Raw genomic sequence first — 7,132 nt, 5'->3', positions numbered from 1 at the left:
GCCTCGTACAGCGCATCGATCAACGTGACGAACCGCTTCGCCTCGTTGAAGTTGTTGCGCGACAGGCGCGGTATGTCCTCGAGCACCAGCACTTTTACCGCATCAGCAATGGCCAAATAGTCCCCCGGCCCCAACATCCGGCCGCACAGATCATAGAACGAGGCCCGTGCCACACCATTGCGAAAAGCGGGCAACACTACCTCGCGCCCCTTGACATGCAGGGTCAGGGGTTCGGCCGGCCCACCGGACAGGTCGGCCCACACGGCCCGGATCTTCTCCCGCGCCTCGGGTCCGATGGGCGTGAAATAGACCGGCGAGCCCTCGAGCCGGTTCTGCCGGTAATCCGTGGGCGAGGTCAGTTCCCACACTTCGAGCTGCTGCTTGATGTGGTGGATGAAGGGCAGGAACAGCTGCCGGTTTAGGCCATCCTTGTACAGATCGTCGGGATGACGGTTGGAGGTGGTCACAACGACGACGCCACCCGCATGCAGCATGTCGAACAGCCGCCCGACGATCATCGCGTCGGTGATGTCGGTGATCTGCATCTCGTCAAAGGCCAGCAGGCGCACGGATTTCACGACCGAGGCCGCCACCGGCGCCAGTGCATCCTGCACGCCGGTTTCGCGCGCCTCATGCATGCCAGCGTGGATTTCCTGCATGAAGGCATGGAAATGGACGCGCCGGGCCGGAACTTCGCCCAGCGTTTCGACGAACATGTCCATCAACATGGACTTGCCGCGCCCCACGCCGCCCCACAGGTACAAGCCCTTGGGCGGCGGCGGTGCCTTGCGGAACAGCCCGCGTTTCACCGGCGCGGCCAGAGCCGCCCGGATGCGCTCGAACTGGGGCAGAACGGCCTCTTGCGCGTCGTCGCGGTTCAGGGTGCCATCGGCAACGCGGGCCTCGTACAACGAGATCATGTCGGTCATGGCCCGAGCCATAGCGCCCGCCCGCGCCATTGAAAAGAAGGCATCCTCCGGCACGCATCAATTTTGGTTAATCGTGACCGCAAAACTCCTGAATTGACGAGTGAGCCCAAGCGGATACTGTCGGCGGGCTGAACCCGGAGGCCCAATGACCCCAACCGCCCGTCTGCTCAACCCGGTGCTGATCGTCGGATGCGTGATCATCACGGTCAGCTTCGCCGTGCGCGCCTCGTTCGGAGTGTTCCAGATTCCGATCGCCGAGGAGTTCGGCTGGCTGCGCACCGATTTCTCGCTGGCCATCGCGATCCAGAACCTGGCCTGGGGCATCGGCCAGCCGATCTTTGCCGCCATCGCCGAAAAGATGGGCGACCGGCGGGCGATCATTCTTGGTGCGCTGACCTATGCGGCGGGGATGGTACTGTCGGCTTGGTCCGTTACGCCCTTCGGGCATCAGCTTTATGCCTGGCTGGTGGGCTTCGGTATCGCAGGCACGGGCTTTGGCGTCGTGCTGGCGGTGGTCGGGCGGGCCTCGACGGATCAGAACCGCTCGATGTCGCTGGCGATCGTAACGGCAGCGGGCAGCTTCGGGCAGGTGATCGGTGCGCCGACGGCTGAATGGATGCTGACCTTTCTGCCGTGGCAGCAGGTGTTCATCATCTTCGCCATTGCCATTCTGGCCCTTGTGCTGACACTGCCCTTCATGCGCGCACCCGCGCAGGTCAGCAAGGCCGAATTGGAAGAAAGCATGGGCCAGATCCTGGGCCGGGCCTTCCGCGACCCGTCCTATGCGCTGATATTCTTGGGTTTTTTCAGCTGCGGCTATCAACTGGGCTTCGTCACCGCGCATTTCCCGGCCTTCGTGACCGAGATGTGCGGCCCGATCCAACCCGGCGGTGTCCTGCATGCGATGGGCATCACCACAACGTCTGCTTTGGGTGCGCTGGCGATCTCGCTGATCGGGCTCGCCAATATCGGAGGCACCCTTCTGGCCGGATGGGCGGGCAATCACTTCCCCAAGAAATACCTTCTGGCGGCGGTCTACACCGGGCGCACTATCGCGGCTGCGGCGTTCATCCTGTTTCCCATCACGCCTTTGACCGTGATCCTGTTCTCGCTGGTCATGGGGTCACTATGGCTGGCGACGATCCCGTTGACCTCGGGCCTCGTCGCGCATCTTTACGGCTTGCGTTACATGGGCACGCTGTATGGCATCATCTTCTTCAGCCATCAGGTCGGGAGTTTCCTGGGCATCTGGCTGGGCGGCCGAATGTATGACCTTTATGGCGATTACACAGTTGTCTGGTGGATCGGCGTGGCCATCGGCGCCTTCAGCGCGATCGTGCACCTGCCGATCCGCGAAAACCGCTCCGCGCAGCCCGCGGCCGCCTAGGATCAGGCGGCCTCGTCCGGGGAGAGCAGACCTTCAGCCACCAGCCTTTCGGCCCAGCCCTGCGGGCCGTCGAAATGGTGGGTCTGCCATCCACGCGTACGGGCGGTTTCGATGTTGTCGATCCGGTCGTCGGTGAACAGCAGCGTCTCGGGCGGCAGGCCGTAATCCTGTTCGACCATCTGGTAGATCGGCTCATGCGGTTTCACCATCTTCATCCGCCCCGAGACATAGTGCCGGTCGAACTCGTTCAGGAACGGATAGACGGTGGTGGCATAGTCGAAATTCTGCACCCCGAAATTGGTCAGCGCAAAGACCGGCACGCCCTTGGCTCGCAGCGCGCGCTGCAACCGGACCGAATGCGGGATCTCGGGCGCGGCCAGTTCGATCCAGTTGTCGTGCCACATGCGGATCTCATCGCTCCACTCGGGGTATTTCTCGGCCCAGGCATAGATCGTGTCGGTGAAGTGATGCCCCTGATCGACCAGGTCGTTCATGCCGTGCAGGTCGACGGCCGAGAACATGGCGCGGCGCCGGTCCTCGCCGATCACGCGGTCATAAAACCGCTCAGGCTGCCATTCGATCAGAACGTTGCCGATGTCAAAAACGACCGCTTCTACGGGCATGGGGGTTCCTGTTCGCTTGTGTTGCGTTTGGGGCTGACTGAACCAACCCGCCGAGCGGGATGCAAGGCCAAACTCAGCCGCGCAGGGCGGCGCGCATCTCGCGCTCGAGCGCGTCCAGAAACCGCGACCGGTCGGCCTTTGAAAACGGTTTGCCACCGCCCCCGGCACCCAGCGGGTTGGCGGCGCGCAGATCCGCCATCAGATCGCGCATCGCCAGTTGCTGGCCGATATTTGCGGCGGTGAAGGCTTCACCGTTGGGACGCAGTACGCGCGCGCCGGCCTCGACGCATTTGGCGGCCAACGGGATGTCCGAGGTGATGACGATGTCGCCCGCGTCGCACCGCTCGGCGATCCACTTGTCGGCCTCGTCCGCGCCTTGTGCCACGGTCACGATCTGTACCAGCGGGTTGGCCGAGGGGCGCAGCCCGCCATTTGCGACCACCACCATCGGCACCTTGTGCCGTGTGGCGACGCGTTCGGCCTCGGCCTTCACCGGGCAGGCGTCGCCATCGACATACAGGGTCGTCACGCCTGCTTGGCCTTCTTGGGCGCCAACTTCGCTGGCTCGGGCGCATCGGATTTGCGCACCTTGAACTCGTCCGGGATCGGCATCCGGTTGAAGGCGTCGAGCCCGGCGATCTTGTAGGCCTCGGCCAGGGTCGGATAGTTGAAGGTGTTCTGCACGAAATAGTCCACCGTGCCCTTCAGGTTCAGCACCGCCTGGGCGATGTGGATCAGCTCGGTCGCGCCTTCGCCGACGATCTGCACGCCCAGCACCCGGCGGGTTTTCAGCGAGAACAGCATCTTCAGCATCCCATGCTCGAGCCCCATGATATGCCCGCGCGACGTCTCGCGGAACCGGGCCACGCCTACCTCGTAGGGAATGCCACGTTCCTGCAGCTCTTCCTCGGACATGCCGCAGGTCGAGATTTCGGGCACCGAGTAGATGCCATAAGGGAACCAAGGGCTTTCGGGCAGGGTGGGGGTCTCGAGCGCGTGGCAGGCGGCCACGCGGCCCTGCTGCATCGAGGTCGAGGCCAGCGATGGATGCCCGATCACGTCGCCGGTGGCATAGATATGCGGCACCGAGGTCTGATAGGTCTTGCGGTCCACCGAAATGCGGTTGCGGTGGTCGGTTTCGATCCCAACCGCACCCAGATTCAGCGCCGAGGTGTTGCCCATGCGGCCCGCCGCGAACAGCAGCATCTCGGCCCGAACATGGCGGCCGTTTGACATGGTGATCTCGACATGCTTGCCGGCGTCCTCGATCTTTTCCACGGCCGAGCCCAGCCGCAGGTCCACCCCGTTTTCGCGGATCTGGTGTGTGAATTCCTGGATCAGGGTCTTGTCGATGAAATCCAGGAAGGTCTCGCGCGGCTCGATCAGCGTCACCCGCACATCCAGCGCCGAGAACATCGTGGCGTATTCCACCCCGATCACGCCCGCGCCGATCACGCAGAGCGAGCGCGGGATCTCGGCCATTTCCAGGAACTCGTCGCCGTCGACGATGGTCTTACCGTTGAAGGGCACGTAATCGGGGCGATAGGTTTTGGTCCCGGTCGAGATCAGGAATTTCGCGGCCGTCAGGCGGGTGGTGTCGCCCGCATCGGCTGTGACCTCGATCTCGTGTGGGCCGACAAAACGGGCTACGCCGTCCATGGTTTCAACATGGTTGCGGTTGAACTGGTGCTCCAGCACGTCAACCTCATAGTCCAGCGTCATGTGCAGCCGGGCTTTGAGGTCTTCGGCGCGGATCTGGTCCTTGACCCGGTACGAGCGGCCGTAAAAGCTGCGTTCGCGCCAGCCAGACAGGTTCAGCACCGTTTCGCGCAGGGTCTTCGACGGGATCGTGCCCGTGTGCACCGATACGCCGCCCAACCGGTCACGGCGGTCAACCACCAGAACCTTGCGTTTCAGCTTGCCCGCCTGAATCGCCGCCGCGCGGCCCGATGGACCCGAGCCGATGATGATCAGGTCATAGTCGTATTTGCTCATCCCTCAGTCTCCGTACAGGGCTTCGGCGTGGAAGGTGACGTGGTCCTCCATGAAGGTGGACACGAAAAAGTAGGAATGGTCATAGCCGGGCTGCAACCGGTTCGTGGCCTGTTGACGGCGCTCGGCGATGGCCTGTGCCAAGGCCTCGGGGCGCAGCAGGTCGATGAACTGGTCGTTGGTGCCGGTGTCGACCAGGATCGGGCCGTCAAAGCCCTTTTCCTTCATCATCAGAGTCGCGTCATGTTTGGCCCAGGCGTTCGGGTCATCGCCCAGATAGGCACTCAGCTGCTTGCGGCCCCAGTCGCTGGCCGTCGGGTTCGAGATCGGCGCAAAGGCCGAGACCGAGCGGAACCGGCCCGGCAGGTTCATCGCCAGCGTCAGCGCCCCGTGGCCGCCCATCGAATGGCCGGTGATGGCCTGCCGGTCGCCATCGATGGCGAAGTTTTCGACCAGCAGCGCGGGCAGCTCGTCAGCCACATAGTCCCACATGTTGAAATGCGGCGCCCACGGCGATTGCGTGGCGTTGACGTAGAACCCGGCGCCCTGGCCCAGGTCGTAATCCTCATGATCGGCGACCCCTTCGCCGCGCGGCGAGGTGTCGGGGAAGACCAGTGCGATGCCTTGTTCGGCGGCCCAGCCCTGCGCGCCCGCTTTGACCATCGCGTTTTCATGGGTGCAGGTCAGGCCCGACAGATACCACAGGACCGGAACCGGGCCGTCCTTGGCCTCGGCCGGCAGGAACAGGCCAAAGGTCATGTCGCACTGGCACGCCGCCGAGGCGTGGCGGTACACGCCCTGCACGCCACCGAAACAGGCGTTTTCGGAAAGGGTTTCCATCTGGCATCATCCTTACGTTGGGTTCGTGCCATGGCTAACGGGCGAAGGCCCCGGCGTAAAGTCCGGGCACCAATGTTCGCACGCATTTTGAAGTCGCCGCGTCAGAATGCGGCAACCCACGCGATGACCACCGGCACGGTCAGAATGCTGACAATGGTCGACAGCAGAATGGCGGCAGATGCCCGGTGCGGCGCCACCCCATAGTGGGCCGCCAGCATATAGACATTGCCGGCCACTGGCAGGGCGGCGGCGGAGATCGCCACCGCCGCGGCAAAAGGATCAGTCGGCAGCAGCCACAGCAGCACCACGGCCACACAGGCCGGGTGCACGGCCAGTTTGCAAAAGCTGAGCCACAGCGCGATCTGAACCCGCTCGGCTGATTTGCTGGCCAGCGAAGCGCCAATGGCAAACAGCGCGCCCGGCGTGGCGGCGCCACCCAGAATGGTCAGAAAATCGTTCAACGGGTCAGGCACCGGCATCTGCAGGGCCGACCAGATCAACCCGGCCGAGATCGAGACGATCATGGGGTTTTTCAGCAGCCCGACTCCGATGAGCCGCAGCGTCCCAACTGTCAGCTTTCCATCCCGCCCGCCGTTGATCAGGATCACGATCAGAGAGGAAAACACCACCAGATCGACCGTCAGAACCAGCATGACCGGCCCGATTGCGGCTTCGGAAAACAGCAGGGCCAACATTGGCAGACCCAGAAAGCCCACATTTCCGATGGCGGCGCTTTGCGCCTCGACCGCCGCGGTGGGGATGTCGAGCCCGCGCAGATAGGCGACCAACGTGGCCAGCGCGTATACGCCCGCCGTGCCGATCAGGTAGCCCAGCATCAGCCGCGCGTTGAAGATCTCGGCAAAGGGCAGCGTGGCGGCAAAGCGGAACAGCATCGCCGACAACGCGAAATAGAACACGAACTTGGTCAGATAGGCCGTGGCGTCTTCGGTGAAGAACCGGCTGCGCCCGGCCCAGTATCCCAGGCCGATGATCGCAAAGAAGGGCAGGGTGCGCAGAAAGATATCGACCATGCGCAGATTGGTAACATAGAATTACCACATCGCAAGCAGGGTCATCACCCGCTGCCGATCAATATTCCGGCTGCCAGCACCAGCGCTCCGCCCAAAACGACCTGAAAAGCGGCACGAAAGAACGGAGTTTCCATATAGCGGTTCTGAATCCACGCGATCGCCCACAATTCGAAAAACACCACGATGAATGCAATGATCGTGGCCGTCCAGAATTCCGGGATCAGATAGGGCAGGGCATGGCCCAATCCGCCGACCGTTGTCATCACGCCGGACGCCAAACCCCGCTTGACCGGTGATCCACGGCCCGACAGCTCGCCATCGTCCGATGCC

8 protein-coding genes are annotated in these 7,132 nt (G+C 63.3%); 1 reads left to right on the top strand and 7 read right to left on the bottom strand.

Features of this window, described 5'->3' with window-relative positions; translation table 11 throughout:
- Positions 1-929 (bottom strand): cell division protein ZapE (gene zapE, locus AC2FM5_RS18725; RefSeq protein ID WP_496737414.1); only part of this gene is annotated, 929 nt, incomplete at its 3' end.
- Positions 930-1,074: 145 nt separating this feature from the next.
- Here zapE and AC2FM5_RS18720 point away from each other — a divergent pair.
- A complete protein-coding gene (locus AC2FM5_RS18720) occupies positions 1,075-2,316 on the top strand; it encodes an MFS transporter (RefSeq protein WP_170441191.1) in 1,242 nt (413 codons plus the stop codon).
- Positions 2,317-2,318: 2 nt separating this feature from the next.
- On the opposite strand, the gene AC2FM5_RS18715 is transcribed toward AC2FM5_RS18720, so the two are convergent.
- From AC2FM5_RS18715 to AC2FM5_RS18690, 6 genes are all read right to left on the bottom strand, one after another.
- Positions 2,319-2,939 carry an HAD family hydrolase gene (locus tag AC2FM5_RS18715; protein WP_496737412.1) on the bottom strand — a complete coding sequence of 207 codons (621 nt, stop codon included), beginning with the start codon at positions 2,937-2,939 and terminating at the stop codon, positions 2,319-2,321.
- A 73-nt stretch (positions 2,940-3,012) separates the two neighbouring features.
- Positions 3,013-3,468 carry a YaiI/YqxD family protein gene (locus AC2FM5_RS18710; RefSeq protein ID WP_170359468.1) on the bottom strand — a complete coding sequence of 152 codons (456 nt, stop codon included), beginning with the start codon at positions 3,466-3,468 and terminating at the stop codon, positions 3,013-3,015.
- A complete protein-coding gene (gene sthA, locus AC2FM5_RS18705; RefSeq protein WP_093963338.1) occupies positions 3,465-4,934 on the bottom strand; it encodes a Si-specific NAD(P)(+) transhydrogenase in 1,470 nt (489 codons plus the stop codon). The genes AC2FM5_RS18710 and sthA overlap by 4 nt, the downstream gene beginning before the upstream one ends.
- 3 nt (positions 4,935-4,937) lie before the next feature.
- Positions 4,938-5,771, bottom strand: coding sequence for an S-formylglutathione hydrolase (fghA, locus tag AC2FM5_RS18700; RefSeq protein ID WP_496737409.1), 834 nt, complete (start codon positions 5,769-5,771; stop codon positions 4,938-4,940).
- Between the two features lie 101 nt (positions 5,772-5,872).
- A complete protein-coding gene (locus AC2FM5_RS18695) occupies positions 5,873-6,802 on the bottom strand; it encodes an AEC family transporter (RefSeq protein WP_496737407.1) in 930 nt (309 codons plus the stop codon).
- A gap of 44 nt (positions 6,803-6,846) precedes the next feature.
- Positions 6,847-7,132: VIT1/CCC1 transporter family protein (locus tag AC2FM5_RS18690; RefSeq protein WP_496737405.1), on the bottom strand; the 286-nt coding region annotated here is incomplete at its 5' end.

It is taken from the genome of Ruegeria sp. BHSA162, assembly GCF_059613385.1.
Note: the sequence above shows the minus strand (reverse complement) of the source record. Positions and strands in the feature narration are given on the sequence as shown.

Excerpts from the sequence above, each read along its gene's own strand:
- AC2FM5_RS18720 (WP_170441191.1), top strand. The coding sequence starts at position 1,075 with ATGACCCCAACCGCCCGTCTGCTCAACCCGGTGCTGATCGTCGGATGC.
- AC2FM5_RS18715 (WP_496737412.1), bottom strand. The coding sequence starts at position 2,939 with ATGCCCGTAGAAGCGGTCGTTTTTGACATCGGCAACGTTCTGATCGAA.
- sthA (WP_093963338.1), bottom strand. The coding sequence starts at position 4,934 with ATGAGCAAATACGACTATGACCTGATCATCATCGGCTCGGGTCCATCG.
- fghA (WP_496737409.1), bottom strand. The coding sequence starts at position 5,771 with ATGGAAACCCTTTCCGAAAACGCCTGTTTCGGTGGCGTGCAGGGCGTG.
- AC2FM5_RS18695 (WP_496737407.1), bottom strand. The coding sequence starts at position 6,802 with ATGGTCGATATCTTTCTGCGCACCCTGCCCTTCTTTGCGATCATCGGC.